We start from the raw sequence: 25,619 nt of genomic DNA, 5'->3' as shown, positions 1-25,619 counted from the left end.
CATGGGCGCGGTGCGTCCTCTGCCGTGGCCACTGGCGCCGTTCGGCGCGTTCGGCCGATACCGCGACCTGACGAAGGAGCTCGTCCGGCGGGACATCCTCGGCCGCTACCGCGGCGCGAACTTCGGCATGCTGTGGTCGCTGATCGGGCCGCTGATGCTGCTTGCGATCTACACCATCGCCTTCGGCGAGATCCTGGGCAGCCGCTGGAACCAGGCTTCGGGCGACACGGCCGCGTTCGGCATCGTGCTGTTCCTCGGCATCATCGTCCACGGCTTCTTCGCCGAGTGCTTCTCGCGTTCGCCGCGGCTGATGATGGACAACGCCAACTACGTCAAGCGCGTGGTGTTCCCGCTGGACGTCCTCGCCTGGTCGGTGGTGCTGTCGGCGCTCTTCCACATGGTGATGAACCTGCTGGTGTTCGTGGTGCTGAACTGGCTGTTCTTCGGGCGGTTCTCGCCGACGCTGTGGCTGTTGCCGGCCGTGCTCGCGCCGCTGGTGCTGTTGACCGTTGCGACCTGCTGGCTGGTGTCCTCGCTCGGTGTGTACATCCGCGACATCAGCCAGGCGGTGCCGGTGGTGGTCACCGCGCTGCTCTTCCTGTCCTCGGCGATCGTGCCCGTCGACACGCTGCCGCCGAAGTATCAGTTCGTGTTCTCGCTCAACCCGCTGACCTTCTTCATCGACGAGGTCCGCGAAGTCGCCCTCTGGGGCCGCTACCCGGACTGGACCGGGCTGGCGGGCTACGCGCTTGGCAGCGTGGTGGCCGTCTACCTCGCCTACGCCTGGTTCCGCCTCACCAGCAAGGGGTTCGCCGATGTCCTCTGAGGTGGTGCTCCGCCTGCGCGGGATCGGGAAGTCGTTCCCCACCGTCGACAAGCCGTACAAACGCCTGGCCCAGGTGCTGCTGCCCGGTCTGGCCGCGGGCGGCGAGTTCCACGCCCTGCGCGACGTCGACCTGGAGGTCCGCCGCGGCGAAGCGATCGGCATCATCGGCCGCAACGGCTCGGGCAAGTCCACGCTGCTGCAGGTGATCGCCGGCATCCTGCAGCCGACCACCGGCAGCCTGGAGGTGTCGGCGCGGATCGCGGCGCTGCTCGAACTGGGCGCCGGCTTCAATCCCGAGTTCACGGGGCGCGAGAACATCCGCCTCAATGCCAGCCTGCTCGGCCTGGATGCGCGACAGATCGACCAGCGCATGGACTCGATCATTGGCTTCGCCGAGATCGGCGACCACGTCGACCAGCAGGTCAAGACCTTCTCCAGCGGCATGTTCGTCCGCCTGGCCTTCGCGGTCGCGGTGCATACCGATCCCGACGTGCTGATCGTGGACGAGGCGCTTTCGGTCGGCGACATCTACTTCCAGCGCAAATGCCACCGCCGGATCGAAGAGCTGCGCCAGCAGGGCTGCACCCTGCTGTTCGTGACGCACGCGATCGACTCGCTGCTCAGGCTGTGCGACCGCGGCGTGGTGATCGACGCCGGCCGGGTGCTGTACGACGGCGAGGTCGGCCAGGCGGTCAAGGAATACCTGCGGCTGGTCTTCGGCGACAACAGCGGCGGCGGTGGCGCGGACGGCGACCCCGCGCCCGTGCTGCGGGCGGAGCCTGACGGAGGCGATGGCGCCGCGGACAGTGGCGACGACGAACTGGCCGCCTTCCTGCGCGGCGGCGGCCAGGATCGCTTCGCCAGCCGCGCCGGCTACAACCGCGACGAAACCCGGGTCGGCACCGGCGAAGCGGTCACCTGCGACTACCTGGTCACCGGCAGCCACGGCCACGGGCCGATGGTGGCGGGACGCGAGCCGTTCACGGTGCGCGTGCGCTACCAGCTCCCGTCGGCGACCGACAACCTCGTGTTCGGCGTCCGCCTGTGCACCATCAGCGGCACGGTGCTGTACAGCTGCAACACCATGATGGCCACCGGCAACCTCTACCGGGCCGAAGCGGGCACGGTGGCCGTGGCCACGTTCGACATGCGCTGCTCGCTGCTGCGCGGGCACTATTTCCTGACGGTGGGCGTGTCGCGCTACGATCGGTCGAGCGACGAATACGTGGCGCTGGACCGTCGCATCGATGCCATCGTGCTGACGGTCACCGGTGCCGACACCGATGCCGATGGCCTGGCCGACCTGGAGGCCGCGATCGCGATGTCCGCGGCCGGCGCCGGCGCGATCGGAGTGATGCGGTGAGCGGACCGCTGCGGGACGTGCTGCTGGTGTCGTGCCCCAACGCCGGGGGCGGCCTGCTGCTTCTGGAAGGCGAGGGCGTGGAGCGCCTGTCCCGCGTACCCACCACCGGCATCTGCGCGGTGCCCGGCGGCTTCCTGTGGGCGCGCCAGTCGGGCGACAGCAACGTGCTGCGCCGGGCAGTGGACGGCGGGCTGTCAGGCACCCTCTTGGCCGAGGACGTCCTCGACCTGCACGACGTCGCCTGGCACGGCGGCCAGGCCTACGTCGTGGCCACGGAGCGCAATGCGGTGCTCCGGCTCGACGACGACCTGCGCGAGACGCGGCGCTGGGCGCTGCGCGGGGAGCGCGACAGCGCGCACCTCAACTCGATCTGCTTCCACGATGGGCGCCTGCTCGCTTCGCGGTTCGGGCGGTTCGACACGCATCGCGGCTACAAGGGCGCGACCGCCGGCGCCGGCGAGGTGTTCGACGTCGACAGCGGCGAGGTCCTGCTCGGCGGGCTGTCGCAGCCGCATTCGCTGACGTCGCACGAAGGGGCGCTGTGGCTGTGCGATTCCGAAGCGCGCCGCGTCGTCTGCTGGCGCGGGCCGGGCGAGCCGCTGCGGACGGTCGCGCTTGACGGCTATGCGCGCGGCCTGGCCTTCGGTCGCGAGCGCATCTACGTGGGCCTGAGCCGCAGCCGCAATGCGCCGGACCCCGCGCTGGCCCGGGCGCGGATCGTGGTCCTGGAGCAGGCGTCGCTCGCCGTGCTGGGCACGATCGAACTTCCCGCGGACGAGGTCTACGACATCGCCATCGTCGAGGGTGGCTCGGATCCGCTGCGCCGGTCGGCGCTGGCCGAGGCCGATGCCGAGCTCGCCGCCATGGAGCAGCAGCGCGAGGCGGTCGATGCGGTCGTGGCCGAGCGCGATGCGCGCCTGTCCGGACTTGCCGCGCGGCTGGCGGAGGCCAGCGACGCGCATGCCGCCGCGCAGGCCCATGTGGTCGACCTGCTGGACCGCGAGGAAGAGAAGGCGTTCCGCCTGGAGGGCCTCGAGGCCGATTCAGTGGCGCAGGCGCACTGGGCGGACCTGCTCGAGACCGAGGCCGTGCGCCTGCGCCAGGGCGTCGATGCGCTGGAGGCCGCGCTGGGCGCGCAGTCGCGGCTGCTGCAGGCGTGGCAGGGCGCGCTCGATGCCGTGCGTGCGTCGCGCTCGTGGCGGCTCACCCGGCCCCTGCGCCGGCTCGCCACGCTGCTTGGCCGGCCCGGGGAGGGCGAGGATCCGCCGCGGGCGCTGGCCCTGCCGGCCCCGGTCGATCGCGCGCAGCCCACGCGCGCCGGGCTGCCGATCCACGGGCTGCGGTTCGAAGAGCACGACGCGCCGCTGGCCAGCATCGTGGTGACCGCCCATGGCGGCTTCGCGATGACCTTGGCCTGCCTGCGCTCGATCCGTCGCTACGCGGGCGATATCGCGGTGGAAGTGGTGCTGATCGAGGACGCATCGGGCGAAGCGGAGATGGCGCGCTTCCGGGGCGTGCCGGGCCTGCGCTACATCGAGAACGCCTCCAACCTCGGGTTCCTGCGCTCCGCCAACCAGGCGCTGTCGCTGGCGCGCGGCGAATACATCCACTTCCTCAACAACGACACGGTGGTCGGCGCCGGCTGGCTGGCGGCCCTGCTGCAGACCTTCGCCCGCTTCCACGACTGCGGGCTTGCCGGCTCCAGGCTGGTCTATCCGGACGGCCGCCTGCAGGAGGCCGGCGGGGTGGTGTGGAACGACGGACGCGCGCTCAACTACGGCCGCGACGGCGACCCTGCGCATCCCGACCATGCCTTCGTGCGCGAGGTCGACTATGTTTCCGGCGCCTCCATGCTGGTGCGCAGCGACCTGTTCCGGCACCTCGGCGGTTTCGACGAGCGCTACGCACCGGCGTATTACGAGGACACCGACCTCGCGTTCCGCATCCGCGCGGAGGGCGGTCGCAAGGTGTATTACCAGCCGGCGTCGGTCGTGCACCACGTCGAGGGCGCCTCGCATGGCACCGACATCGACGCCGCCGGCAAGGCCTCGCAGGAGGCCAACCGCGCGGTGTTCGCCGCGCGTTGGAAGGACGTGCTCGCGCAGGGCCAGCTGCCCGCCGGCGCGCACCTGTTCCTGGCCCGCGAGCGCGCGCAGCTCAAGCCGGTCGTGCTGGTGGTCGACCGCACGCCCCCGCGCACCGACCGCGACGCCGGTTCGCGCGCGATCTGGCAGCTGATGCGGGTCCTCGGCCTGCACGGCATGCTGGTCAAGTTCTGGGCCGAGGAGTCCGACGCGACGGGCGTCTACGCGGCGAACCTCGCCGCGCACGGGATCGAACTGGCCTCGGATGGCGGCGGCGATCTCGACGCGTGGATGGCCGCCAACGGCGCCTACCTCGACCTCGTGGTGCTCAGCCGCCCGCTGGTGGCCGAACGCCACGTCGATGCGGTACGTCGGCACAGCGCGGCGAAGCTGCTGTTCTACGGACACGACATCCACCACCTGCGCTACGTCAGCCAGATGCGCGTGGATCCCGACCCGGACCTCGCCGGCTTCGCGCACCATGCGCGCGAGGTCGAGGAGTCGCTGTGGCGCCGCGCCGACCTGGTGGCCTATCCCTCGGAGGCCGAGAGCAGGCACGCGGGGCAGTGGATGCGGGAACACGACGCACCGGGCCAGGCCGTGGCAGTGCCGCTGTTCGCCTACGAGGGCCTGCCCGGGCAGGTCGGCGAAGGGCTGTCGGAGCGCCGGAACATCCTGTTCGTCGGTGGCTTCGCGCATGCCCCCAACGAAGACGGCGTGCTCTGGTTCGAGCGCTACGTCTGGCCCGCGATCCACCGCCAGCACCCGGACTACCGGCTGTGCCTGGTCGGGGCCGACCCGCCGGACACGGTTGTCGCGCTCTCTCGCTCAGACGTGCTGGTGACCGGGCACATCCCCGAGCATGAGCTGGCCAACTATTACCGCAGCGCCAGGCTCGTGGTCGCGCCGCTGCGCTTCGGCGCAGGCGTCAAGGGCAAGGTGCTCGAGGCCATGCGCCACGGCGTGCCCTGCGTCACCACCAGCGCGGGTGCGCAGGGGCTGGAGGCGGCGGACTGCCTGCGGGTGGCCGACGACCCGGCGACCTTCGCCGCCATGGTCGATGCGCTGATCATCGACGATACAGCCTGGATGGCCGCCGCGCGCGGCGGCGTCGAGTTCCTGGCCAGGCACTTTTCGGTCGACACGGTGTGGCGCGCGCTGTCGCCCGTGATCGACGGCGCCGGGCATGCCGACGTCGCCGCCCGCCTGGCCGCGATCGACGCCGCGCGGTCGCGGCCCGCTGCCGGGACGGTCGGTTAGAATCGCCCGCCCGGCCGCCTTCGGCGTTCCGCAATCCCACGACAGGATCCCCCATGACTACGCATTCCACAGCACGCTGGCTCGCCCCCCTCGCAATAGCCCTGCTCGCAGGCTGCGGCCCGCAGGATGGCGGGTCGGCCACCGGTCCCGTGCAGGAGCCGGCGGCGCCGGCCGCGGCATCCGCCACGGGCTTCGCCCCGATGACCCTGCCCGCGATGGACCCCGCGGCGGTCGCGCGCTGCTCGGTCGACAAGGTGGACGGACAGCCCGGGCGGCAGGACGTGCCGGTGGCCGCCGGTGGCAGCGTCGTGGTGGAAGGCTGGGTTGCGGACGTGGCGCTGAAGGTCCCGGCCGCGTTCTCCGTGGTGCTGACCGGCCCCGGGACCTATGCGGTCCCCGGCGAGGCCGGCGTCGCCCGCGAAGACGTGGCTTCGGCGCTGGCGTCGCCGGATCTCGCCCACGCCGGTTTCGGCGTCAGTGGCGCGCTGTCCGCGGTGCCTGCCGGCGAGTACGCCGTCGAACTCCTGGTCGCGCATGGCGACGGCCGCAGCTCGCTGTGCCCCACCGGCGTGCGCCTGGCGGTCGGCCAGGCGGACTGAGGAGGTCGGACCGAGGAGGTCGGACCGAGGAGGCGGCGCCCGGTCAGCCGGGCGCGTGGCCGGTGTCGCGACGAGGGGAAGGCGCCGCGGCACCGGTGTCCTCGTCCCGGGTGTATTCCAGCTGCTGCATCCGCAGGTCGATGCGTTCGAGCAGCTTGCGGTTCACGGTGATCATGTCGGCGATCAGCGCGATCATCACCATCAGCGCACCCAGGATCAGCATCACCGCGCTGAAGATCAGCGACTGCACGTGGCCGCCACCGGACCCGGTGGCGTAGTAGTAGAGGAAGCGGCAGGCCAGCAGCGTGCCGCCCAGCATCAGCGCGAAGCCGGGCAGCATGAAGAAGGTCACCGGCCGGTAGATCACGAAGATCCTGAGGATGGTGACCAGCGAGCGGCGCACGTAGCTGGAGATGCTCTTCACCAGCCGCGAGGGGCGTAGGTCCTCGTTGGTGCGGATCGGCACCGAGACCACGCGCATGTTGCTCTGCCCCGCCTGGATGATCGTTTCCAGGGTGTAGGTGTAAGGGTTGAAGACGTTCAGGCGCATGGCGGTCTCGCGCGAGATCGCGCGGAACCCGCTGGGCGCATCGCTGACGTCGGTCTTGCTGGCCAGCCGCACCGCCCAGCTGCCCAGGTGCTGGAGCTGCTTCTTGATCCACGAGAAGTGTTCGGTGTCCGCGATCGGGCGCCCGCCGATGACCATGTCGGCGGTGCCGGCGAGGATCGGCGCGGTCAGCTTGGGGATGTCGCGGGCCTCGTACTGATTGTCGGCATCGGTGTTGACGATGACGTCCGCGCCCAGGGTCAGGCAGGCCTTCAACCCGGTCATGAACGCGGTCGCCAGGCCGCGGTTCACCGGATGGCGCACCACGTGGTCCACGCCGAGCCGGGTCGCGAGATCGGCGGTGCCGTCGACCGAACCATCGTCGATCAGCAGCCATTCCACGCTGTCGAAGCCGGGTACTTCGCGGGGCAGGGCACCGATGGCTATGGCCAAGGTGCCCGCTTCGTTCAGGCACGGCATCTGGATGATCAGCTTCATCGCGCGTGGAGACCCGGATTCAAGGGGCGGACATGGTAGCCGATCAGTTGCAGCCCATCGGCACCAAGGCCAGGCGGCTGCCGTCCGCGGCCTCCACGGTCAGCGCAAGATCGCAGGCGCCGTTGCCGGCGGGTACCTCCTCCACCACCATCTCGAATCCCGCCGTCCCCGCATCCACGCTGCCCAGGGCCGTGGCGACGTCGGGGCGCGGCATCCCCGTGCCGACGCGTCCCAGCTCCCTGCCGCCGGCCTGCACCACCACCGCCTCCACCGCGCACATGCAGCGGGTATCGAAGGCCCAGCCCCGCAGGCGGGCGCGGCCATCGGCGACGTCCACTTCGTCGACGTGGCCCTGCAGCCGCGCGGCGGGCGGCGTGGCCTGCGCGGCGACGGATGCGGCCGCGCGCGCCTCGGCGACGGCCTGGGTCTGGTCCGCGAGCAGGCGCGGCGCGGACGACCAGAAGGCGACGATGGCGCATGCGGTGAAGGCGATCGCGAACAGGTGCCGCGGCCGGCGCCGCGTCTCGAGCAGGAACGGCGGCATCCACAGTCCAGGCAGCAGGAACAGGAAATAGCGCGGCTGCAGGCCCGCCAGCAGTCCGCTGGCCCGGTAGCCCACGTAGGTCACGTACCAGTGGACCAGGGCCATGCCGAGGATCGCCAGGCCGAAGGCGTCGGTGGCGCGGGCCACGGCGGGCGCCACGCCGCGCCGCGCCGCGCGCGGGCGCGCGAACAGCCATGCCAGGACCGGCAGAACGAACATCAGCTGCAGGACATGGTCGCCGGTGGGCGTGAACGGCTTGAACGGCGCGTGCGACATCACCAAGCCCAGGCGGTCGAACATGATCTGCGCGTAGCGCTGCGCGAAGCGCGCGGGGACCATCGGATCGTCGCCCGGGACGGCTGCGGCGTACAGCGTGCCGGGAGCCGGCAGAAAGCTGCCGTGGGCGATCCGGGCGTAGGCATACCAGGCCGCGCACAGGAGGCTCGCCGAGCCCAGCCACGCCAGGCTGGCGGCATTCCGGCGCAGCAGCGCGGGCAGCTGCCGCCACAGCGGCGCCAGGCTGGCGGCGACGAACATCACCAGGAACGCCGCGACGGTCGCCTTCGTGAGCACGGTGACCACGAGCCCCGCGGCCATTGCGATGCGCGCGCTCCGCCCGGGCCGCCCGGACACGAACTCGCGCGCCGCGCCCAGCAGGAACAGCGGTGGCCCGACGGCGGCGAGGGTGTCGTTGTTCACGCTGCCGGCCAGGAACCCGTACATCGGCACGGCGGCGGTCGCCAGCGCCAGCAGCCACTGCACGCCGGGGCGCAGGCCCAGCTCGCGCCCCAGCAGCAGCCACAGCGCGAACGCGACCGTGGCGAACAGGGCGCTGATCGCGCGCAGCGGCACGTAGGCGGAGAAGGGATCCAAGCCGCCCGCCGCCGCCGCTGCGCCGAGCACCGTGTAGTACAGCGGCGGGTGCGTCAGGTAGTTGGCCTGCGCCGAGTCGTGGATGCGGCCCGCCGCGTAGTCCGGCAAGCCGCTGCCGGCGGCGTCGCGCACGTAGGACAGGTGCGCCAGCTCGTCGGGCGGGATTCCCGGCGGCGCGGCATGCAGCATCACCCAGGCCTGCATCAGGATGAACAGCGCGGGCAGGAGCACCCACCAGGCGGGCCAGCGCCGGGCGGACGCATCAAGGGTCGGGTTCATCGGGCGGACTCTGGAACGGAGCGGCAAGGATGCCGGGAAGCCGGGCCCAAGTCGAACCGCGGCATTGTCCGAAGGGGCGATGGGCGCCGCGGCGGGCGCGGCTAGAATGTGGTGTCCGGTCACTCGAGGATCCACCATGGTTGAAGCCAATTCCCAGCCGTCCGCCGGAAAGGTCCGGCCCGGCGCCGCCGCCGCCCTGGCCGACATCGTCGCCGACGGCCAGACACTCGCGGTCGGCGGTTTCGGCCTGTGCGGCATTCCCGAGGCGCTGATCGCCGCCCTCCGCGATTCGGGCGCAAAGGGCCTGACCGTGATTTCCAACAACGCCGGCGTCGACGGCTTCGGCCTTGGCCAGCTCCTTGAGACGCGGCAAATCAGCAAGATGATTTCGTCCTACGTCGGCGAGAACAAGGAGTTCGAGCGCCAGTTCCTGGGCGGCGAGCTCGAGCTCGAGTTCAACCCGCAGGGAACGCTGGCTGAGCGCCTGCGCGCCGGTGGCGCCGGCATCCCGGCGTTCTTCACAGCCACCGGCTACGGCACCGTGGTCGCCGAGGGCAAGGAGACCCGCGAGTTCGACGGCAAGCACTACGTGATGGAGACCGCGCTGGTCGCCGACGTGGCGCTGGTCAAGGCCTGGAAGGCCGACCGCGCGGGCAACCTGGTGTTCCGCAAGACCGCGCGCAACTTCAACCCGGCCTGCGCCATGGCCGGCAAGGTCTGCGTGGTCGAAGTGGAGGAGCTGGTCGAGACCGGCACCATCGACCCCGACCACGTGCATCTCCCGGGCATCTACGTCGACCGCATCGTGGTCAACGCAACGCCAGAGAAACGCATCGAGCAGCGCACCGTGCGCGAAGGAGGCAAGTGATGGCCTGGACCCGCGACCAGATGGCGGCGCGCGCCGCGCGCGAACTCGCCGACGGCATGTACGTCAACCTCGGCATCGGCCTGCCGACGATGGTCGCCAACCACATTCCGGAGGGAGTGGACGTGTGGCTGCAGTCGGAAAACGGCCTGCTTGGCATCGGCCCGTTCCCGACCGAAGAAGAACTTGACGCCGACTTGATCAACGCCGGCAAGCAGACGGTGACCGCGCGCCAGGGTGCCAGCTATTTCGGCAGCCACGACTCGTTCGCGATGATCCGCGGCGGTCACATCGACCTCGCCATCCTTGGTGCGATGGAAGTGACCGACAAGGGCGACCTCGCCAACTGGATGGTGCCCGGCAAGATGGTCAAGGGCATGGGCGGGGCGATGGACCTGGTGGCCGGCGTCAAGCGCGTGGTGGTGCTGATGGAGCACTGCACGAAGAAGGGCGAACCCAAGATCCTGCCCGAGTGCACGCTGCCGCTGACCGGCGTGGGCGTGGTCAGCAGGATCATCACCGAACTGGCGGTGTTCGACGTCACGCCCGACGGACTGGTGCTGGTCGAAACCGCCGAAGGCGTGGCCCCGGCCCAGCTGCGCGAGCGGACCGGCGTGCCCTTCACGCCTGCAGGCTGAAGCCGGGCGACCTGCTCCGGGAGCGCCGTTCCCGGAGCCCGGTTGCCGCCCGGGCGTGACCGGAGTCCGCCCTCGCGGCGCGGACGCTGCAGAGGAATCCGGGGGCAGGTACTCTTGAAATACCCGCCGCATGGATTCCTGCCATGACCTCCCGTTTACCTTCCTTCCTCGCGACGGCAACCGCCGCGGCCCTGCTCGCCGCCTGTGCCCCCGCACCGTCCGGCCCCGCCAGCGTCGCAGCCGATGCCCCCGCCAGCGATCGCGCCCCGGTCATGGCCGCCATGCGCGGCGCTGCGGACGTGGCGCCTTCGATCACCCGGGCCGGTGGCAGCGCGATCGCCGCGTACCCGGACCGCGGCGACCTCGTGGGCTACGACCCGGTGCGCGCGATCCAGCGCCGCGGGGCGAACACCTTCTACCCGGTACGGGTGAGCGAGGCGCACGCGCTGGATGCGATCGGCAGCGGTACCCTGCTGCTGACGGGGCCCGACGGCGGCCACGTGCGCCTGCAGTACGAGCGCCATGTCGAACATCCCAGCGGCGACTGGAGTTGGATCGGCCGTGACGACCGCGGGATCGAGGGCATCCTGACCTTCGGCGAGCAGGCGGTGTTCGGCGTCATGCCCTACGGCGAGGGGGTCTCGCTGCGGCTGACCACCAGCGGCGGTCAGGCTTGGATGTCCACCACCGCGCCGGGCGTGCTCTCGCCCCTGGAGCAGCGTCGGCGCGCCGGCCTTACCGGCCCCGATTTCAGGATCCCGGGGCCGCTCGATGACGCGCTTGGCGTGCAGCCGGTCGCCGCCGAGGGCGTGGGCCACGCTGCGGCGCCGGCGCAAGCCGCGGCGGCTGCCGCCGGTACCACGATCGACGTGCTGCTGGGCTATACGCCCGGCTTCGCCAGCATGCTTGGCGGCGCGTCGCAGGCGCAGACCCGCCTCAACCACCTGGTCACGGTCGGCAACCAGACGCTGGCCAACAGCAACGTCGCGGCGAGCTTCCGCCTGGTCGGCACCCTGCAGGTGAACTACCCCGATACCGGGAGCAACCACGCCACGCTGGAGCAGCTGACCGGCAGCACCGGCAGCGCGAACGTGCCCGTGCCCGCCTCGCTGCAGCCCCTGCGCGAGGCGCGCGAGACCTACGGCGCGGACTTGGTCTCGCTGGTCCGCCGCTTCCGCGACGCCGAGCACGACGGCTGCGGAATCGCGTGGCTGGTGGGCGGCGACCAGGCCGATATCACGCCGGGCTACGAGAAGTTCGGCTATTCCGCCGTAAGTGATTCCAACGGCATGGATGCGCCGGACAACGGCCATTACTGCCGGGACGAAACCCTGGTCCACGAGCTCGGCCACAACCTGGGCTCGCAGCACGACGATGAATCCGCGCGCGACGACGACGACGGCGAGCTCAGCTACGGGCGTTATCCGTATTCCTTCGGTTACAAGACCACCGCCGCCGCCGGCAATTTCTACACCGTGATGGCGTATGGCGACGCCGGCCAGACCGCCTGGCGGATTTTCTCCAACCCGCAGTCCACCTACTGCGGCGGCCGCCCCTGCGGCGTCGCCAACCAGGCCGACAACGCGCGCAGCCTGCGTGCGACGGTGCCGTTGATCGCGGCGTTCCGGGCGACCAGGGTCCAGCCGCCGCCACCGCCTGCGCCGCCGTCGGCACCGCGGGCTGCGGTGGGCGGCACGTTCGATGTCAACGGCGATGGCCGCGCCGACCTGCTTTGGCGCCACGGCACCAACGGTGGAAATGCCGTGTGGCTCGGGGCCGATGTTGCGCGGCCTCACGCCATCGGAGGCGTGCCTGCAACGGCCTGGGCCGTGGTGGGCGTCGGTGACTTCAATGGCGACGGACGATCGGACATCCTCTGGCGACACTCGGTGAGTGGCCAGAATACGATCTGGATCAATGGCAATGCATCCAACTCCATGACGGTGGCGGCGGTGCCAAATCTGGACTGGCGCGTTGCCGCGGTCGGGGATTTCAATGGTGACGGGCGTGACGACGTCGTGTGGCGCCATTCCGCTTCCGGCGCGAATTCGCTCTGGTATTCCGCGAACGTGGCAACTTCAACGTCGTTGGCGACCGTGGCCGACCAGCGATGGGTGGCGGCAGCGGTCGGCGACTTCGACGGTGATGGCCGTGACGATATCCTGTGGCGGCATGCGACGACCGGTACGAACAACATCTGGCTTCGTGCGAACAACACCACTTCCGTGGCGATCGCGCGGGTCGCGGACGTACGCTGGAAGATCGCCGCGGCGGCGGACTTCGATGGCGACGGCGTCACGGACCTGATGTGGAGGCAGGACGAAACTGGGCTCAACTCCGTCTGGCGGCGTGCCAATGCGGACTCGTCCTATGCGATTGCGCGGGTCGTTGATGGTTCCTGGATCGTCGAGGCGGCAGGCGACTACAACGGCGATGGATACGCGGACCTGTTCTGGCGCCATGCCGGGAACGGCAACAACTCCATCTGGCGCAGCGCTGCGGCCGTGACTTCGTTCACCGTGCCGCGCGTTGCCGACCTAGCCTGGGACGTGAAGCCCTAGTCCTGCCCTGGTCCTGCCGGGGCGTCGCCGGACACGGCGGCGTCCAGGAACCGGTCGACGTCCCCGGCCATGAGCAGCCCGATGTTCCGGCGCACTCGGACATCGGGCCAGTCCCACCAGCGCACCGCCAGGAGCCGGGCGATCCGCTCTTCGTCGAATCGTAGCCGGACCACCTTGGCAGGATTACCGGTGACGATGGCATACGGCGGGACATCTCGGGACACCACCGCGCGGCAGCCGATGACCGCTCCGTCGCCGATCCGCACCCCCGACAGTACGACGCAGCCGGCGCCGAGCCAGACGTCATTGCCGATCACCACGTCGCCCCGGGTGGCGGGGTGGCCGGTGATGCTGCGCGCTTCGGGCCACGCCTTTCCGAACCATGAGAACGGAAACGTCGTGATCCAGTCGGTCCGATGGTTGCCTCCGAGGAAGATTTCCACGCCCTCGGCGATCGAGCAGTATTTCCCGACCAGCAGGTTGGCGTCCTCTCCCCACCACCGGATCCGTGGCTTGCCATAGGTGTGGGCACCGATGTCTACGCGCCCGGACGTGGAGCGCCATAGCAGGCGTTTGATCCAGTGCTTAGGGTTCTTGAGCAGGATCGGGAGTTTCGTCATGATTCCGCCTCTGCGACAGGATCGGCGACGCCGGGCCGGGTTGGCGGGCGCGTCGCACGCAACTGCAACCACCCGATCGGCAACAGGACAAGGTCGCCCAGGGTCGTTGCGATCCGGATGGAAAGCACGATCGCCGCCGCGTCGGCGGGCGCGTATGCCTCGCTCATCAACAGGAGCATGACGGCTTCGCGCACGCCGACGCCGGCAGGGGCGCCTGGCGTGGCGAAGCCGATGATCCACGCTAATGAGAATGCCGCAAGCAGGAGCCAGCCGTCCTGCATCGAGATCGGGCCAGGCAGCAGGAGCCCGGCCATGGCGACGATTCCCAGGCCGAACGTGCCGTAGACCAGGGCATAGAGGACCAGCGCGCGAATCAACGCGACGGGACCGGGTAGGGTCGCCAGGCCGGGACGTCCCGCTAGCCTCGGCGCGAAGCGCGTGATCAGCAGCGGGACGATGTGGCGCAGGCCGGCCAGTCCGAGCACGACCAGCATCGCCGCGATGACCACGGCTCCGACGATGCCGAAGTTGCCCAAGGCCTCCAGTGCGCCCAAACGGCCGGAGAGCAGGAGGGCCGCCCCGCCAACGGCGACGCTGGCAAGGGCGAGCAGGGCGATCTCGGCCAGGCCGGTGGTGACCAGCGGAACTGCACCCACGCCACGCCCCATGGCGAGCGCGCCACGACCGACGTGATGCGCGACATTGCCCGGCAGGTACTTTCCGATCTGGGTGACGGACACAATCCCGCTGAGTTCAGCCCAGCTGTTCCGCGTGTCCATGCCCAGCAGGAGTTGACGCCAGGCCAATGCCGAAACCATGACCCCGAGGACATAGAACAGCAGCGCGATCGCCACGCCCGCCATCGCTGGCAGCGTCGCATAGGCCGAGAGGTCCTGGCCCTGCCACGAGCGGGCGATCATGTAGATCGACCCTGCGGTGGCCATGATGGCTACCGCGACTCCGGCCAGGCGGATCCCGCGCTTCACGTGGCCTGGGCTTTGACGACGTAGCCACTGCCGAGGTCGGTGCGCAGGAATCCGCGCTGGACCATGTCGAACGTGCGCAGCGCAAGCTTGCCGGGCAGCGAACGCACCAGGGGAAACAGCTTCATGTCCGCACCGCGATCGATGCCGCTGCGGTCGTTGTTTCTAACGCGATCCGCCGCCGCGTCGCTTCCGCGGTGGATGTCGCGGGCGAAGATCGGCTGACTGACCCATTCGGTGAGGTTGGTCAGTGGAAAGCCGTAGCACTCGAAGCGGCTGCAGTCGAAGCCTCCGCGACGCAGCACGTCGATCAGTTCATCGCGCTCGTAACGGCGGACGTGGCCGGCCCATTCGTCGCGAGCCGTCCACAGCTTCATGTGCGCCGGTACCGACATGATCAAATGGCCGCCGGGCTTGAGCCATGATCGCCAGAGCTCCACTGCAGCCAGGTCGTCTTCGATATGTTCAAGGACTTCGAATGCGCAGACGACGTCGAATCGTCCCGCCCAGTCGGCTCCCGCCTCGGCATGCACCGTGATGTCGTGCCCGCTTGCTGCCAGGAGCGCGCCGGTCCGCTCCCTCGCGGCGGCCGAGGAGTCCAGCGCATCGCACTGGAAGCCCGCATCGGCGAACTCCACCAGCATGGCACCGGACCCGGGGCCGACCTCGAGCAGCCGTCCGCGGGGGACGTCGCGCAGCAATGACTGCACGCGCGCGCGCCGCATCAGGTAGCGGGGAGCTGGCACCCAGCCAAGTTCGGTGGCGATGGGCCCGAGCAGTGAATCCTTGATCATTTCACCCGTCCTTCCTGCCTGAGACGGCAAGTAATTCTGTCAATTGGATGCCCACCGCTTGCGGCGTGATCGCTGCCAGCTGATCGCGGTGGCACGGCCTGCGTATCGTCGCACGGGCTTCGAGAGCCTGGAGCAGCGCTTCGGCAAGCGCGCCAGGGTCTCCTGCCGGGACCAGGCGCGTGCAGGGTGGAGCGTCCGCAACCAGTTCACGGATCGCGGGGGAATCACGGGTGACCAACGGCTTGCCTGCGGCAAGGATCTGGAACACCTTGTTCGGGATCACGCTGGCGGCTTTGTCCGACGTACCGAAGATGCCCAGGCAGACGTCGGCACTGCTGATCGCGCGTCGCAGTTCCGCATATTCGACCCAGTCGATCCAGTGCAGGGTCGCGATGGGATCCGCATCCAGCATTGCTCGGATGCGCGCTGCTTCCTGGCCGCGGCCGATCAAGGTCCACGTGACAGGCGCATCCCGGAGCAGCCTGGCGGCCGCGACGATGGTCCCGATGCCGTGCAGGGGGATGAACTGGCCATAGAAGACGACGCGCAGCGGGCCTTGGCCGGAGGTCGACGGCGGGGCGTCGGCGCTACCGGGAAGGGTCTCACTGGAAGGGACAGGCGCGAAGACGTCGGTTTCCACGCCCACCATGACCCGGCCACAGCGGCCCTGGGGGAGGCCGAACAGCGACTCCATTCGTCGCGCGTGCGTACCGGTGTCCATGAATGGCGCGTCGGCCAGCCGCACGCCCGCCCATTCCGTGGCACGGATCAGTTTCGCCAGCGGGTTGCGCCGACCGATGAGCGCACGATCCAGGACGATGGTGTCGTAGGCGGACAGGAACCAGTCCAGCGCAATGCGCGCCCGCCGCAGCCGCGAAAAAGGCCAGATCACGAACACGTCCGGAATGGAGGGGTATCCCACCAGGACCCAGTCGTGCGGGGGCAGTCGCATGTAGCGCATCAGCAGCGCCGGGTAGCACTTCAGCGCATTCAGTGCCAGCCGGAACCACGTGCCGACGCTCCTGATCTGGCTCTTGTCCTCGATTCCCGCCCACAGGTCGGCGCGGCACTCGATGACTTCGACACCGCATTCGCGCAGTCCCTGCAGCAGTATCCGCACGCGCGGCTTGCCCGTGTCGCAGGTGCCCCACAGCACCACCCGGCCGATGCCGGGACTGGCGTGCGGGGCTTCGCTCAAAGCGCGGCTTCCAGCTCCGGCAGCACCTGGAACAGGTCGCCCACCAGCCCGATGTCGGCGATCTCGAAGATCGCCGCGTCGGCGTCCTTGTTGATCGCAACGATGGTGCCGGCGTCCTTGATGCCGGTGAGGTGCTGGATCGCGCCGCTGATGCCGATCGCGACGTACAGCTCGGGCGCGATGATCTTGCCGGTCTGGCCGACCTGCATCTCGTTGGGGCAGTAGCCGGCGTCGACCGCGGCGCGCGATGCGCCCACGGCGGCGCCGAGCTTGTCGGCGAACTTGTAGATGACGTCGAAGTTCTCCGCCGAGCCCACGCCGCGGCCGCCCGAGACCACGCGCCTGGCGGCCTGCAGGTCGGGACGGTCGGAGCTGCCCGCGGCCAGGCCGACGAAGCGGGTGTGCGTGGGCAGCGTGGCGTCGACGCTGGCGGCCTCGACCGCGGCGCTGCCGCCCTTGCCGGCTTCCTTCCAGGACGCGGTGCGCACGGTGGCGACCACGGCCTGCCCGGCGGGGGCCTCGACGGTGACGATGGCGTTGCCGGCATAGATCGGGCGCTTGAAGGTGTGTTCGCCCTCAACCGACATCAGGTCCGACACCTGCGGCACGCCGAGCAGCGCGGCTACGCAGGGCATCAGATCCTTGCCGAAGGTGGAACTGGGACCGAAGACGTGGCTGTAGCCTTCGGCCAGCTTCGCCACCTGCGGCGCCAGCACCTGGGCGATGGCGTTGGCGTTGGCGTCATTGGCGACGGTGAGCACGCGGCTGACGCCGGTGATCTGCGCGGCCTCGGCGGCCACCGCGGCCGGGTCGGCCGCCAGCACCACGATGTCGATGGCTTCCGGCGACAACGCCTGCGCGGCGGACACGCACTTGGCGGTGGAACCGTTGAGCTTGCCGTCCTGGTGTTCGGCAACGATGAGAACCTTGGCCATCAGAGCAACCCCTTGTCCTTCAGTGCGGCAACGAGCTCGGCCGCGTCCTTCACCATCACGCCCCTGCTGCGCTTCGCGGGCGCGGCGTGCTGCGTGGTCTTGAGCCCCTGGCTTTCTTCCACGCCGAGGTCAGCCCAGGCGATCGACTCCATCGGCTTGGACTTGGCCTTCATGATGTCGGGCAGCTTGATGAAGCGCGGCTCGTTCAGGCGCAGATCGGTGGTGATGACCGCCGGCAGGTCCACTTCAAGCGTTTCCAGGCCGGCGTCGACCTCGCGGGTGACCGTGGCCTTGCCGTCGGCGACCTCGAGCTTCGAGGCGAAGGTGGCCTGCGGGCGGCCCCAGATTGTGGCCAGCATCTGGCCGGTCTGGTTGGCGTCGTCGTCGATGGCCTGCTTGCCGAGGATCACGAGATCCGGCGACTCCCTCTCGACCAGCTTCAGCATCGCGCGCGCGGCGGCGAGCGGCTGCACGTCCTGGCCTGCCTCGGTCACGACGTGGATGGCGCGGTTGGCGCCCATGGCCAGGCCGTTGCGCAGGTGGGCCTGGGCGTCGGCGGGGGCGATGGTGGCGACGACCACTTCGGTGGCGATGCCCTTGTCGCGCAGGCGCAGGGCCTCTTCCAGGGCGATTTCATCGAAGGGATTGGCCGACAGCTTGACGCCGTCGGTGACCACGCCGGAGCCGTCCGGCTTGACCTGGATGCGGACGTTGTAGTCCACCACTCGCTTGTAGCCGACGAGGATCTTCATCGTTGCGGTGAGTCCTTGGGGGAGAAAGTGCGGAACCTGGCGATTTTAGCCGGCAGCGGACGCGTGTGCGAATGTGACGCGGCCTGGCGGTCAGCCGCGGGCCGCGCCGGGATCCAGCACGCGGCGCCCAAGCAGGAACGTGACCGGGACGCTGGTCGCCACCGACAGCAGCGGTGCCAGGCGCGGATCGATGCCCAGGGGGCCGATGGCGAGTTCCAGCACGCCCGCGCCGACGACCCAGCCAGCCAGGCAGACCAGCGGCCACGCCGCGAAGCTGCGCCAGCTGCGCTGCGCGCGAAAGGCGTAGCGGCTGTGCAGCAGGTAGCCGAAGCAGACGCCGAAGACGAAGCTGGCCGCGTAGGCGCCCTGTGGCGGCAGCCACGGCAGGAACAACCAGTACACCACCAGGCAGGACAGGGTGTTGACCGCGCCGACGGCCACGAAGCGCAGCAGGATGGCTGTGCCGCCGTCACCGCGCAGCACGGAAAGGATCCCGTTCATGGCCCGGCCGCGACCAGGGCCAGGAACTCCCCGTAGTCACGGATGTAGTCGTCGGCATCGTAGGCCTGCGACGCGAACACGAGCAGCACGGCGTCGGGCGAGTACTGGAACTGCGTGCCCCAGGTCATCGGCGGCAGGTGCAGGCCGCTGTCGGGCGAGTCCAGCAGGAATTCGCGGCGCTGGCGGCCGTCGTCGGCCAGCACCCGCACCGAGCCGTGCGTGCAGAGCAGGAACTGGTGGCATTCGCGGTGTGCGTGCTCACCCCGGGTTTCGCGCGACGGCACGCCGTACACCAGGAAGTAGCGCTGCGGCGAGAACGGCAGGTCGGCTTTGAACTCGCCCACCGACAGCGAACCACGCAGGTCGATGAAGCGCGGCATGCGGTGCAGGCGCGCGCCGCCGTCGCCGTGCGGGGCCCGCGGGCCCGGGCCCGCGGTCTTCGCCACGCCGGCATCCGCGGCACCGTCGCTGTCGCATTCGGCATCGGTGACATAGCCCACGATGCGCGCGGGATTGCCGACCACGATCGCGTTCGCAGGCACCGAGCGCGTGATCACCGCGCCGGCGCCGATCATCGCCCCGCGCCCGATACGCAGGCCCGGGAGCAGGGTGGCATTGGCTCCGATCGACGCGCCGTCCTCGACCACGGTCTCGCTGTACTGCTCCGGGCGCTTGCGGCTGCGCGGGAACGGGTCGTTGCTGAAGGTGGCGTTGGGGCCCACGAAGACATCGTCGCCCAGGCGCACGCCGTCCCAGAGCTGCACGCCGCACTTGATGGTGCTGCGGTCGCCCACCACCACGTCGCCTTCGATGAACACGCCGTCGCAGACGTTGCAGTCGCGGCCGATGCGCGCACCGGGCAGCACGTGGGCGAAGGCCCATATCCTGGTACCCGCGCCGATGTCGTCGCTTTCGCACAGCGCGTTGGGATGCACGAAATGATCCATCAGTCATCGCCCTCGAAGGTGTCCTCGGAGTGCACCAGGGCCAGCGGACGCCCCTTGGTGTTTTCGAACGTGCGCCAGGCATAGCTGCCGACCACGCCCAGGCCGAGGGTGTTGATGGCGCCGAAGAACAGGATGGTGAACACCGTTGCCGCGTAGCCGGGGACGGTGACCCATCCCGAAACGCGGGCCACCAGCACCACCAGCGCGAGCAGCGCAGCCGTGGCCAGGGCCAGGGCGCCGGTCAGGAACAGGATCCGGACCGGCAGGTCGCTGAAGGCGAACACGCTGTCGGAAAAGTAGCGGAGCTTCTTGCGCAGGGTCCAGGCGCTGCGGCCGTGTTCGCGACGCCGGCGCGAATAGGGCAGGAACACGCGGCGGCCACCGAGCCAGAACAGCTGGGCCAGAAGGCTGGTGTTGGACTCCTGTAGAGCCAGCAGGCGATCGCGGAAGTCGGCGGTCACGGCGAAGATGTCGACGCCGCCGCGCGGGATGTCGGGCATCACCAGTCGGCGGTAGAGCGACCAGAACATGTTGGACGCAAGTCGCGAGAACGCCGGGTCTTCGCGGCCGTCGCGCACGCCGAAGCCGACGTCCGCACGGCCGTCGCGCAGCGCCTCGAGGAAGCGGGGCGCGAGCTCCGGCGGCTCCTGGAGGTCGGCGGCCATCACCGCGATCACGCGTCCGCGCGCGCGCCCGAGGCCGACGCGGATCGCGGGGAACGCGCCGAAGTTGCGCGTCAATTCGACCAGCTGTGCGTTGAAGCCCGCGCCGGGCAGCGCGGCGCGCAGCAGGGCATGGCTGTCGTCGGGGCTGCCGTCGACCACGAACACCGCCTCGAATCCGCCTTCCACCTGCCGTGCCAGCCCCGTCAGCGCCTCCAGCAGCTGCGGGATCGAGCGGGCGTTGCCGTACACCGGTACGACCACGCTCAGGGCCGGGTTCAGAAGCGGTTGCATGCGTTGATCACCCTTTCGACCTCGCGATCGGTCAGTTCGGGAAAGCAGGGCAGGGACAGCACCGTGCGCGCGTGGCGTTCGGTGACCGGCAAGGACAGCGCCGCATGGCGCGCGCCGAAGCAGGGCTGCCGATGGTCGGGCAGGGGGTAGTGCACGTCGCTGGCGACGCCGGCCGCCGCCAGGTGCGCGCCGAGCTGGTCGCGTGCGTCGCAATGCACGACGTACAGGTGGGCGACATGGTCTTCGCCGATGGGCGCGGGCACCGTGATCGCGGGGTTCCGGATGCCGTCGGAGTAGCGGTTGGCGACCTCGCGACGGCGCTGGTTCCAGCCGTCGAGCAGCGGCAGCTTTTCCGAAAGCACCCGCGCCTGCAGTTCGTCCAGGCGACTGTTGCGGCCGCCGCGGGTGGCGTTGACGTACTTGCGTTCCCAGCCGTACTGCCTCAGCGCGCGCAGCCGCGACGCGACCGCGGCGTCGCCGGTGGTCACCGCGCCGGCATCGCCCAGGGCACCGAGGTTCTTGGTGGGGTAGAAGCTGAAGGCCGCGGTGTCGCCGAACGCGCCCGCGCGCCGGCCGTCGCGCGCGCGCGCGCCGTGAGCCTGCGCGCAGTCCTCGACCAGGGCGATGCCGCGCGCGCTGCAGGTCGCGGCGATCGGCTCCATCCGCGCAAGGCGGCCGTACAGGTGGGTAGCCACGACCGCGCGCAGCGGGCGGTGTTGATCGCAGGTGCGTTCGAGCGCGGCGGGATCCAGCGTCGCGTCTTCTCCGACGTCCACGAACACCGGCTCCGCACCGCAGGCCAGGGTGGCGGTGGCTGCGTACATCGCGGCGTTGGCCGCCATCGCCACGCGGTCGCCGGGACCCACGCCCGTCGCCTTGAGCGCCAGTTCCAGGGCATCGCTGCCGTTGGCCACGCCGACGCAGTGCGCGGTGCCGCAGTATGCGGCGAACTCCGCCTCGAACGCGTCCACGCCGGCACCGAGCACGTAGTGGCCGCTGTCCAGGACCGACGCCATCGCGGCAAGCAGCCTCGTGCGCAGCGGCGCGACATGGCGGGCCAGAGAGTTCAGCGGAACGTGTTCGACTTCCATGCGTCATGCCGGGACGGTGGTCCCGCATTCTGACAGAACCCGTTGGATGCCTTGGCCGGCACAGCGGCGCGCGGGGACGGGCCACGTCCAAGCTATGATCCGCCGGGGCCGGCAGGCGGCGGGGACAGCATGCGACGGGGGAACATGGACATCGACGGGCGCGCCGCGCAGGGCCTGCACGCGGGCTGGCTGCTGCTGGTGCTGGCCGCGGCGTATCTCGTGTTCGCCTTCGGGCTGACGCCCAACAGCCCGTTCCCCTATTACCCGGACGACTTCTCGTTCCTGGCCGGTTCGCTTGTCGACATGGGCTGGAGCTGGAAGCGCCCGGTGTCGACCAACATCATCTTCCTGGTGGCCGCCTGCGGCCAGGTGGCCAGCTACGCGATCCTCGCCGCGTCCACCGTGCTGGTCGCATGGCTGGTGCTGCTGCTCCTGCGCGATGTCTTCGGCGTCGGCATCGGCGTGCTGCCGGCGGCCGCCTGCGGCGTGGTGCTCTTCAGCCATGCAGGCGCCTTCGAGCACGGCAAGTACCTCGGGCTGATGACCAACCTCGTGTCCCACGGGTTTGGCCTGGCCAGCCTGCTGCTGCTGTGGCGCGGCTGGCGTGGCGGGACGCCGTGGTCGTGTCTCGTCGCCGCGCTGGCCTACCTGGCCAGTGCGTTCGCCAAGGAGGACTTCCTGCTGCCCCCGCTGCTGCTGCTGGCGCTGCTGTGGACGCTCGATCGCAACGCGGGCGCCGCGCGGCCGGGGCGCCTTGCAGTGCGCGCGCGGCTGGTGCTGTCGCTGCTGTTCGTCGCGATTGCCTGCGGCTCGCTGGCCTGGAGCGCATACGATCGCAATCCCTTCGTCGCCGGGCTGTTCTCGCCGGAGACCAGCAGCGCGTCGTACGCGGTGGAGCTGGCGCCCGCGGCGCTGCTGGGCGCGCTGCGCAAACTGTTCATCGGCTACACCGGCATGGCCACGCTGCTGTCGGCCGGTGCGTGCGCGGCGCTGTGCGTGGTGCCGGCGCTGCGGCTGCGGCTGCTCTGGTTCGCCGCGACCGTGCTGGCGCTGGCGCTGCCCTACGCGCTGATCCCGAACAACATGCCCGGGTACCGCGCCTATGCGTGGCTGCCCTGGATGGCGGCAATGCTTGCCGTCGCGCTGGCGCATTGGCAGCGCGTGCAGGCGCGGGCCGGCGGGCGCCGGAAGGGCGCTGCGGTCCCCCTGCTGGCCGCGCTGCTGGTCGCGCTGCTGGCGGCCTGGAGCCACCACGAAGCGCGCCTTGCGCTCGCCCAGCGCTATGCGGCGGGCGAGTCGGTCAACCGGCGCATGCTGGAGCTGCTCGAATCGGCTCGCGCGGAGCTCGGGGGTGCGCCGGTGGTCGGGCTGCAGGGGCTCGACGGGCCCTCGCCCTGGTGCGGCAACGGCACCCTGTTCCTGCACCGCAAGCGCGGCTTCGAGCAGCGCTGGCTGGTGTTCGCGCCGGGGCCGACGCCCTGCTACCAGAATCCCGTCGCGGGCCGCCGGGCGCGCCACGACCTGCGGCTTTCGGTAGCGTCGCCACTGCAGGCCTGCGCGATGGGCGCGCTGCCGGTGCTCGCGTTCGAAGCCGACGGCAGTGGCCGGCTGGTGACCGCGCGCGAGGTTTGTGCGGCGGCAAGCGGACCGGGCGCCGCGCGCTAGTCCAGCGGCATGCGGCCGGGACCCCGCCACGGCCGCGCCGGACGCTCGATGCGCACGGCATGGCTGCCGGCCGCGGGAATGGCGATCGCCGACTGGTAGCCGTTCACGCGGAACATCGCCACCGGTTGCCCGTCGAGGGTCGCGTGCCAGCGGGCGGTGGGGTCCTCGTTGAGGACCAGCAGGCCCGGACCGGGGGCGTGGACGGTCGCCACGAGCAGGGTCCTGTCGTTGCGCGTGCTCGTGATCCGCCCGTCCAGCCGCCCCGGGCCGGCATGGGCGTCGGCATCGAAGCCGGGGGGCAGGTCGGCGGCGCGGACCATGGCGCGCACCGGGGAGGTGCTGCCAAGCCGGCGCAGCGCATCGACCGGTGAATCGACCACTTCGACCCCCGCGGACAAGAAGAACAGCCGCGGCAGCGCCTGCGGATCGGTGCGCAGCACCAGGCCCGGGCGCAGTGCCTGGTCGCCGGCGCGCGCGGCGTCTTCCGGCCAGAGCGACCAGCGGACGCCGTACAGCGCCGACACGGTGGGGTTGGCTTGGGAAAGGAGCTGGTACTTGGCGTATTCCGTCGGGCCGATGCCGCCGTGGATCGAGCGGAAGCCATGCATGGTCCAGGCGTGCGTGAGCAGGTGGGCGTTGGCGACGCCGGGGCCCAGCAGGAAGCGGTACCGGTCGAGCCCCTCGAGTCGCGACGCGAGCGCCGCGGCATCGGCATGCGCCTGGACGCGGTCGGGATGGAACAGCATCGCGTCGTCGTGCGCGAACGCGATGTTGTGGCGGAAGGGTGTCCAGGCCGTGGCGAAGAACAGCAGCGCACATGCGGACACGAAGCGCGCCCGGCCGCCCGCGCGGCCGCGCATGCACCAGGCCAGCGCGGCGAAAGCCAGCAGCAGTGCCGCCAGGGCGCCGGCCCGATAGCCGGTCCCGGACGCCAGGATGGCCGCGACCCCGGCCGCGAAAGCCAGCGCGGCGAACCAGGCCCAGCCATCGCGTGCCAGCCCGGGCGGGTCGCGCTCGCGCAGCGACTGCAGGCCCAGCGCGGCGACCGGCAACAGCAGCACCACCGCCAGGCAGGACCACCAGATGAGCTCGCGCACCTTGTTGGCAAGCGGGAGCGTTGCCAGCAGCGGCGCCAGCGGTGCGAAGCAGGATGCCGCCGCGAACAGGCCACAGGCGAGCAGCGCGCGCGCGCTGCGGTTGGCGGCCGTTGCCGGAAGGTGCCGGGCGGACACGCACAGCGCCGCGACCACCACCGCCGCGCCGAGAAAGACGTTGCCGATGCCGCGCCGGTATTCGAAGGACAGCAGCAGGCTGGCGTCGGCCGGCGCCAGTGCGTGGTGCCGCAGCGCGGCCAGGGGCACTGGCTGGTGGCCGATGACATGCCCGCCACCCTCGCCCAGCCAGCGGATCGAGCGGCCGTGGAAGGCGAGGACTTCCGACAGGTAGGGCCAGCTGGCGACGAACACGGCCAGAGCCGCCGCCCCGAGCCAGGCGCTGGTCGCGGCCCATGCGCGAAGCGCCCCGGCATCGCGCGCGGCCGCGGCCTGCGCGGCCACCAGCAGCCATGCCCAGCCCGAAGCCCAGGCCGCAAACACCAGGTTCTGCGCTGGATGTGCGTGCACCAGCAGGATGGCGGCCAGCGCCAGCAGCAGCGCCATCGGCGCCTGCCGCTGCCAGCCCGTGCCCCGGTACAGGCGGACCTCCGCCGCCAACACCCAGGGCAGCCACGCCATGCCGGCGATGATGTGCGGCCAGCCCGCGGCGGCGCGCACCGCAGGGAACCAGGGAATCGCCAGCGCCACCACCACCGCCGGCGCGGTGCGAACGCCCAGCGCCCGGGCCAGGGCGTACGTACCCGCGCCAAGCAGGGCCAGGTGCAGCAGGATGATGGCGTTCAGCCGGTCGAGGGTGGCGGCCGGCGAGGCGTCCGCGCCCGCCCAGTTGAAGTAGAGCGGGTAGAGCACGTGGTAGTTCGGGTTCGACCAGTTCGACTCGCCGGCCCGCACGCGCTCGGTGTACATGGCCGCGAGCAGGCCTTCTTCCTCGATGGCGTGGCTGGCCTCGTTGAAGAACGCCAGCAGCATGTCGGCCTGGTCGGGGCCGCGGGCGAGCGTCTGCCCGGCGTAGTGCACGCGCGCGATCGCGAACACCGCGAGCGCGACCAGCACGATGAGCGCGATTTCGCGCAGCAGCCCGTGCGTCCGGGCCTGCGTCGGGATGCGGGGCGAAGCGATCGCCAC

At 70.6% G+C, this 25,619-nt stretch carries 21 protein-coding genes; 8 read left to right on the top strand and 13 right to left on the bottom strand.

The window, feature by feature from the left end:
• The first annotated feature begins 1 nt into the window (after position 1).
• Genes ACW7GZ_RS02670 through ACW7GZ_RS02655 form a run of 4 tightly spaced genes read left to right on the top strand, consistent with a single transcriptional unit; the run spans position 2 to position 6,132 of the window.
• Positions 2 to 826, top strand: coding sequence for an ABC transporter permease (locus tag ACW7GZ_RS02670; RefSeq protein ID WP_457007668.1), 825 nt, complete (start codon positions 2 to 4; stop codon positions 824 to 826).
• Complete coding sequence (locus tag ACW7GZ_RS02665) at positions 816 to 2,189, top strand: ABC transporter ATP-binding protein (protein WP_457007666.1); 1,374 nt, start codon at positions 816 to 818, stop codon at positions 2,187 to 2,189. The genes ACW7GZ_RS02670 and ACW7GZ_RS02665 overlap by 11 nt, the downstream gene beginning before the upstream one ends.
• Positions 2,186 to 5,533, top strand: a complete 3,348-nt coding sequence (locus ACW7GZ_RS02660; protein WP_457007664.1) for a glycosyltransferase — start codon at positions 2,186 to 2,188, stop codon at positions 5,531 to 5,533. Before ACW7GZ_RS02665 ends, ACW7GZ_RS02660 begins: the two co-directional genes overlap by 4 nt.
• Positions 5,534 to 5,586: 53 nt before the next feature.
• A complete protein-coding gene (locus ACW7GZ_RS02655) occupies positions 5,587 to 6,132 on the top strand; it encodes a hypothetical protein (RefSeq protein WP_457007662.1) in 546 nt (181 codons plus the stop codon).
• A 43-nt stretch (positions 6,133 to 6,175) separates the two neighbouring features.
• Here ACW7GZ_RS02655 and ACW7GZ_RS02650 read toward each other — a convergent pair whose 3' ends face one another.
• Positions 6,176 to 7,177 (bottom strand): glycosyltransferase family 2 protein, encoded by a 1,002-nt coding sequence (locus ACW7GZ_RS02650; protein WP_457007660.1) that lies wholly within the window; start codon positions 7,175 to 7,177, stop codon positions 6,176 to 6,178.
• A 43-nt stretch (positions 7,178 to 7,220) separates the two neighbouring features.
• Positions 7,221 to 8,873 (bottom strand): DUF2142 domain-containing protein, encoded by a 1,653-nt coding sequence (locus ACW7GZ_RS02645; protein WP_457007658.1) that lies wholly within the window; start codon positions 8,871 to 8,873, stop codon positions 7,221 to 7,223.
• A 136-nt stretch (positions 8,874 to 9,009) separates the two neighbouring features.
• On the opposite strand from ACW7GZ_RS02645, the gene ACW7GZ_RS02640 reads away from it, so the two are divergent.
• The 3 genes from ACW7GZ_RS02640 to ACW7GZ_RS02630 all read left to right on the top strand — a co-directional run bounded on the left by ACW7GZ_RS02640 (position 9,010) and on the right by ACW7GZ_RS02630 (position 12,937).
• Positions 9,010 to 9,741, top strand: a complete 732-nt coding sequence (locus tag ACW7GZ_RS02640) for a CoA transferase subunit A (protein ID WP_457007656.1) — start codon at positions 9,010 to 9,012, stop codon at positions 9,739 to 9,741.
• Complete coding sequence (locus ACW7GZ_RS02635) at positions 9,741 to 10,376, top strand: CoA transferase subunit B (protein WP_457007654.1); 636 nt, start codon at positions 9,741 to 9,743, stop codon at positions 10,374 to 10,376. Before ACW7GZ_RS02640 ends, ACW7GZ_RS02635 begins: the two co-directional genes overlap by 1 nt.
• Before the next feature lie 143 nt (positions 10,377 to 10,519).
• Entirely contained in the window at positions 10,520 to 12,937 is a 2,418-nt protein-coding gene (locus ACW7GZ_RS02630) for an FG-GAP-like repeat-containing protein (protein WP_457007652.1), read from the top strand.
• Here ACW7GZ_RS02630 and ACW7GZ_RS02625 read toward each other — a convergent pair.
• The 10 genes from ACW7GZ_RS02625 to ACW7GZ_RS02580 form a co-directional block, all read right to left on the bottom strand.
• Positions 12,934 to 13,557, bottom strand: coding sequence for a CatB-related O-acetyltransferase (locus tag ACW7GZ_RS02625; RefSeq protein ID WP_457007650.1), 624 nt, complete (start codon positions 13,555 to 13,557; stop codon positions 12,934 to 12,936). The two genes, ACW7GZ_RS02630 and ACW7GZ_RS02625, sit on opposite strands and share 4 nt — an antisense overlap.
• On the bottom strand, positions 13,554 to 14,501 hold the full coding sequence (locus ACW7GZ_RS02620; protein ID WP_457007648.1) for a lysylphosphatidylglycerol synthase domain-containing protein: 948 nt from the start codon (positions 14,499 to 14,501) through the stop codon (positions 13,554 to 13,556). The genes ACW7GZ_RS02625 and ACW7GZ_RS02620 overlap by 4 nt, the downstream gene beginning before the upstream one ends.
• Before the next feature lie 38 nt (positions 14,502 to 14,539).
• Complete coding sequence (locus tag ACW7GZ_RS02615) at positions 14,540 to 15,334, bottom strand: class I SAM-dependent methyltransferase (RefSeq protein ID WP_457007646.1); 795 nt, start codon at positions 15,332 to 15,334, stop codon at positions 14,540 to 14,542.
• Position 15,335: 1 nt separating this feature from the next.
• The gene (locus ACW7GZ_RS02610) at positions 15,336 to 16,532 is read right to left on the bottom strand and encodes a glycosyltransferase (protein WP_457007644.1); all 1,197 of its coding nucleotides are present in this window, start codon (positions 16,530 to 16,532) and stop codon (positions 15,336 to 15,338) included.
• Positions 16,529 to 17,467, bottom strand: coding sequence for an electron transfer flavoprotein subunit alpha/FixB family protein (locus ACW7GZ_RS02605; protein WP_457007642.1), 939 nt, complete (start codon positions 17,465 to 17,467; stop codon positions 16,529 to 16,531). Before ACW7GZ_RS02605 ends, ACW7GZ_RS02610 begins: the two co-directional genes overlap by 4 nt.
• The gene (locus ACW7GZ_RS02600; protein ID WP_457007640.1) at positions 17,467 to 18,219 is read right to left on the bottom strand and encodes an electron transfer flavoprotein subunit beta/FixA family protein; all 753 of its coding nucleotides are present in this window, start codon (positions 18,217 to 18,219) and stop codon (positions 17,467 to 17,469) included. Before ACW7GZ_RS02600 ends, ACW7GZ_RS02605 begins: the two co-directional genes overlap by 1 nt.
• Positions 18,220 to 18,309: 90 nt before the next feature.
• Positions 18,310 to 18,720, bottom strand: coding sequence for a GtrA family protein (locus tag ACW7GZ_RS02595; RefSeq protein ID WP_457007638.1), 411 nt, complete (start codon positions 18,718 to 18,720; stop codon positions 18,310 to 18,312).
• Positions 18,717 to 19,667 (bottom strand): WxcM-like domain-containing protein, encoded by a 951-nt coding sequence (locus tag ACW7GZ_RS02590; RefSeq protein ID WP_457007636.1) that lies wholly within the window; start codon positions 19,665 to 19,667, stop codon positions 18,717 to 18,719. Before ACW7GZ_RS02590 ends, ACW7GZ_RS02595 begins: the two co-directional genes overlap by 4 nt.
• Positions 19,667 to 20,623 (bottom strand): glycosyltransferase family 2 protein, encoded by a 957-nt coding sequence (locus ACW7GZ_RS02585; RefSeq protein WP_457007634.1) that lies wholly within the window; start codon positions 20,621 to 20,623, stop codon positions 19,667 to 19,669. The genes ACW7GZ_RS02590 and ACW7GZ_RS02585 overlap by 1 nt, the downstream gene beginning before the upstream one ends.
• Positions 20,608 to 21,714 (bottom strand): DegT/DnrJ/EryC1/StrS family aminotransferase, encoded by a 1,107-nt coding sequence (locus ACW7GZ_RS02580; RefSeq protein WP_457007632.1) that lies wholly within the window; start codon positions 21,712 to 21,714, stop codon positions 20,608 to 20,610. The genes ACW7GZ_RS02585 and ACW7GZ_RS02580 overlap by 16 nt, the downstream gene beginning before the upstream one ends.
• Positions 21,715 to 21,843: 129 nt before the next feature.
• On the opposite strand from ACW7GZ_RS02580, the gene ACW7GZ_RS02575 reads away from it, so the two are divergent.
• A complete protein-coding gene (locus ACW7GZ_RS02575; RefSeq protein ID WP_457007630.1) occupies positions 21,844 to 23,379 on the top strand; it encodes a hypothetical protein in 1,536 nt (511 codons plus the stop codon).
• On the opposite strand, the gene ACW7GZ_RS02570 is transcribed toward ACW7GZ_RS02575, so the two are convergent.
• Positions 23,376 to 25,619 (bottom strand): hypothetical protein, encoded by a 2,244-nt coding sequence (locus tag ACW7GZ_RS02570; RefSeq protein WP_457007628.1) that lies wholly within the window; start codon positions 25,617 to 25,619, stop codon positions 23,376 to 23,378. The genes ACW7GZ_RS02575 and ACW7GZ_RS02570 overlap by 4 nt on opposite strands.

Source organism: Luteimonas sp. A537 (genome assembly GCF_054052065.1).
Note: the sequence above shows the minus strand (reverse complement) of the source record. Positions and strands in the feature narration are given on the sequence as shown.

What these genes read in the sequence shown, in the direction of transcription:
- ACW7GZ_RS02615 (WP_457007646.1), bottom strand. Translation starts at nt 15,334, where the DNA reads ATGATCAAGGATTCACTGCTCGGGCCCATCGCCACCGAACTTGGCTGG.
- ACW7GZ_RS02575 (WP_457007630.1), top strand. Translation starts at nt 21,844, where the DNA reads ATGCGACGGGGGAACATGGACATCGACGGGCGCGCCGCGCAGGGCCTG.
- ACW7GZ_RS02635 (WP_457007654.1), top strand. Translation starts at nt 9,741, where the DNA reads ATGGCCTGGACCCGCGACCAGATGGCGGCGCGCGCCGCGCGCGAACTC.
- ACW7GZ_RS02600 (WP_457007640.1), bottom strand. Translation starts at nt 18,219, where the DNA reads ATGAAGATCCTCGTCGGCTACAAGCGAGTGGTGGACTACAACGTCCGC.
- ACW7GZ_RS02670 (WP_457007668.1), top strand. Translation starts at nt 2, where the DNA reads ATGGGCGCGGTGCGTCCTCTGCCGTGGCCACTGGCGCCGTTCGGCGCG.
- ACW7GZ_RS02595 (WP_457007638.1), bottom strand. Translation starts at nt 18,720, where the DNA reads ATGAACGGGATCCTTTCCGTGCTGCGCGGTGACGGCGGCACAGCCATC.
- ACW7GZ_RS02625 (WP_457007650.1), bottom strand. Translation starts at nt 13,557, where the DNA reads ATGACGAAACTCCCGATCCTGCTCAAGAACCCTAAGCACTGGATCAAA.
- ACW7GZ_RS02650 (WP_457007660.1), bottom strand. Translation starts at nt 7,177, where the DNA reads ATGAAGCTGATCATCCAGATGCCGTGCCTGAACGAAGCGGGCACCTTG.
- ACW7GZ_RS02620 (WP_457007648.1), bottom strand. Translation starts at nt 14,501, where the DNA reads ATGGCCACCGCAGGGTCGATCTACATGATCGCCCGCTCGTGGCAGGGC.
- ACW7GZ_RS02655 (WP_457007662.1), top strand. Translation starts at nt 5,587, where the DNA reads ATGACTACGCATTCCACAGCACGCTGGCTCGCCCCCCTCGCAATAGCC.
- ACW7GZ_RS02630 (WP_457007652.1), top strand. Translation starts at nt 10,520, where the DNA reads ATGACCTCCCGTTTACCTTCCTTCCTCGCGACGGCAACCGCCGCGGCC.
- ACW7GZ_RS02580 (WP_457007632.1), bottom strand. Translation starts at nt 21,714, where the DNA reads ATGGAAGTCGAACACGTTCCGCTGAACTCTCTGGCCCGCCATGTCGCG.
- ACW7GZ_RS02645 (WP_457007658.1), bottom strand. Translation starts at nt 8,873, where the DNA reads ATGAACCCGACCCTTGATGCGTCCGCCCGGCGCTGGCCCGCCTGGTGG.
- ACW7GZ_RS02605 (WP_457007642.1), bottom strand. Translation starts at nt 17,467, where the DNA reads ATGGCCAAGGTTCTCATCGTTGCCGAACACCAGGACGGCAAGCTCAAC.
- ACW7GZ_RS02665 (WP_457007666.1), top strand. Translation starts at nt 816, where the DNA reads ATGTCCTCTGAGGTGGTGCTCCGCCTGCGCGGGATCGGGAAGTCGTTC.
- ACW7GZ_RS02585 (WP_457007634.1), bottom strand. Translation starts at nt 20,623, where the DNA reads ATGCAACCGCTTCTGAACCCGGCCCTGAGCGTGGTCGTACCGGTGTAC.
- ACW7GZ_RS02640 (WP_457007656.1), top strand. Translation starts at nt 9,010, where the DNA reads ATGGTTGAAGCCAATTCCCAGCCGTCCGCCGGAAAGGTCCGGCCCGGC.
- ACW7GZ_RS02590 (WP_457007636.1), bottom strand. Translation starts at nt 19,667, where the DNA reads ATGGATCATTTCGTGCATCCCAACGCGCTGTGCGAAAGCGACGACATC.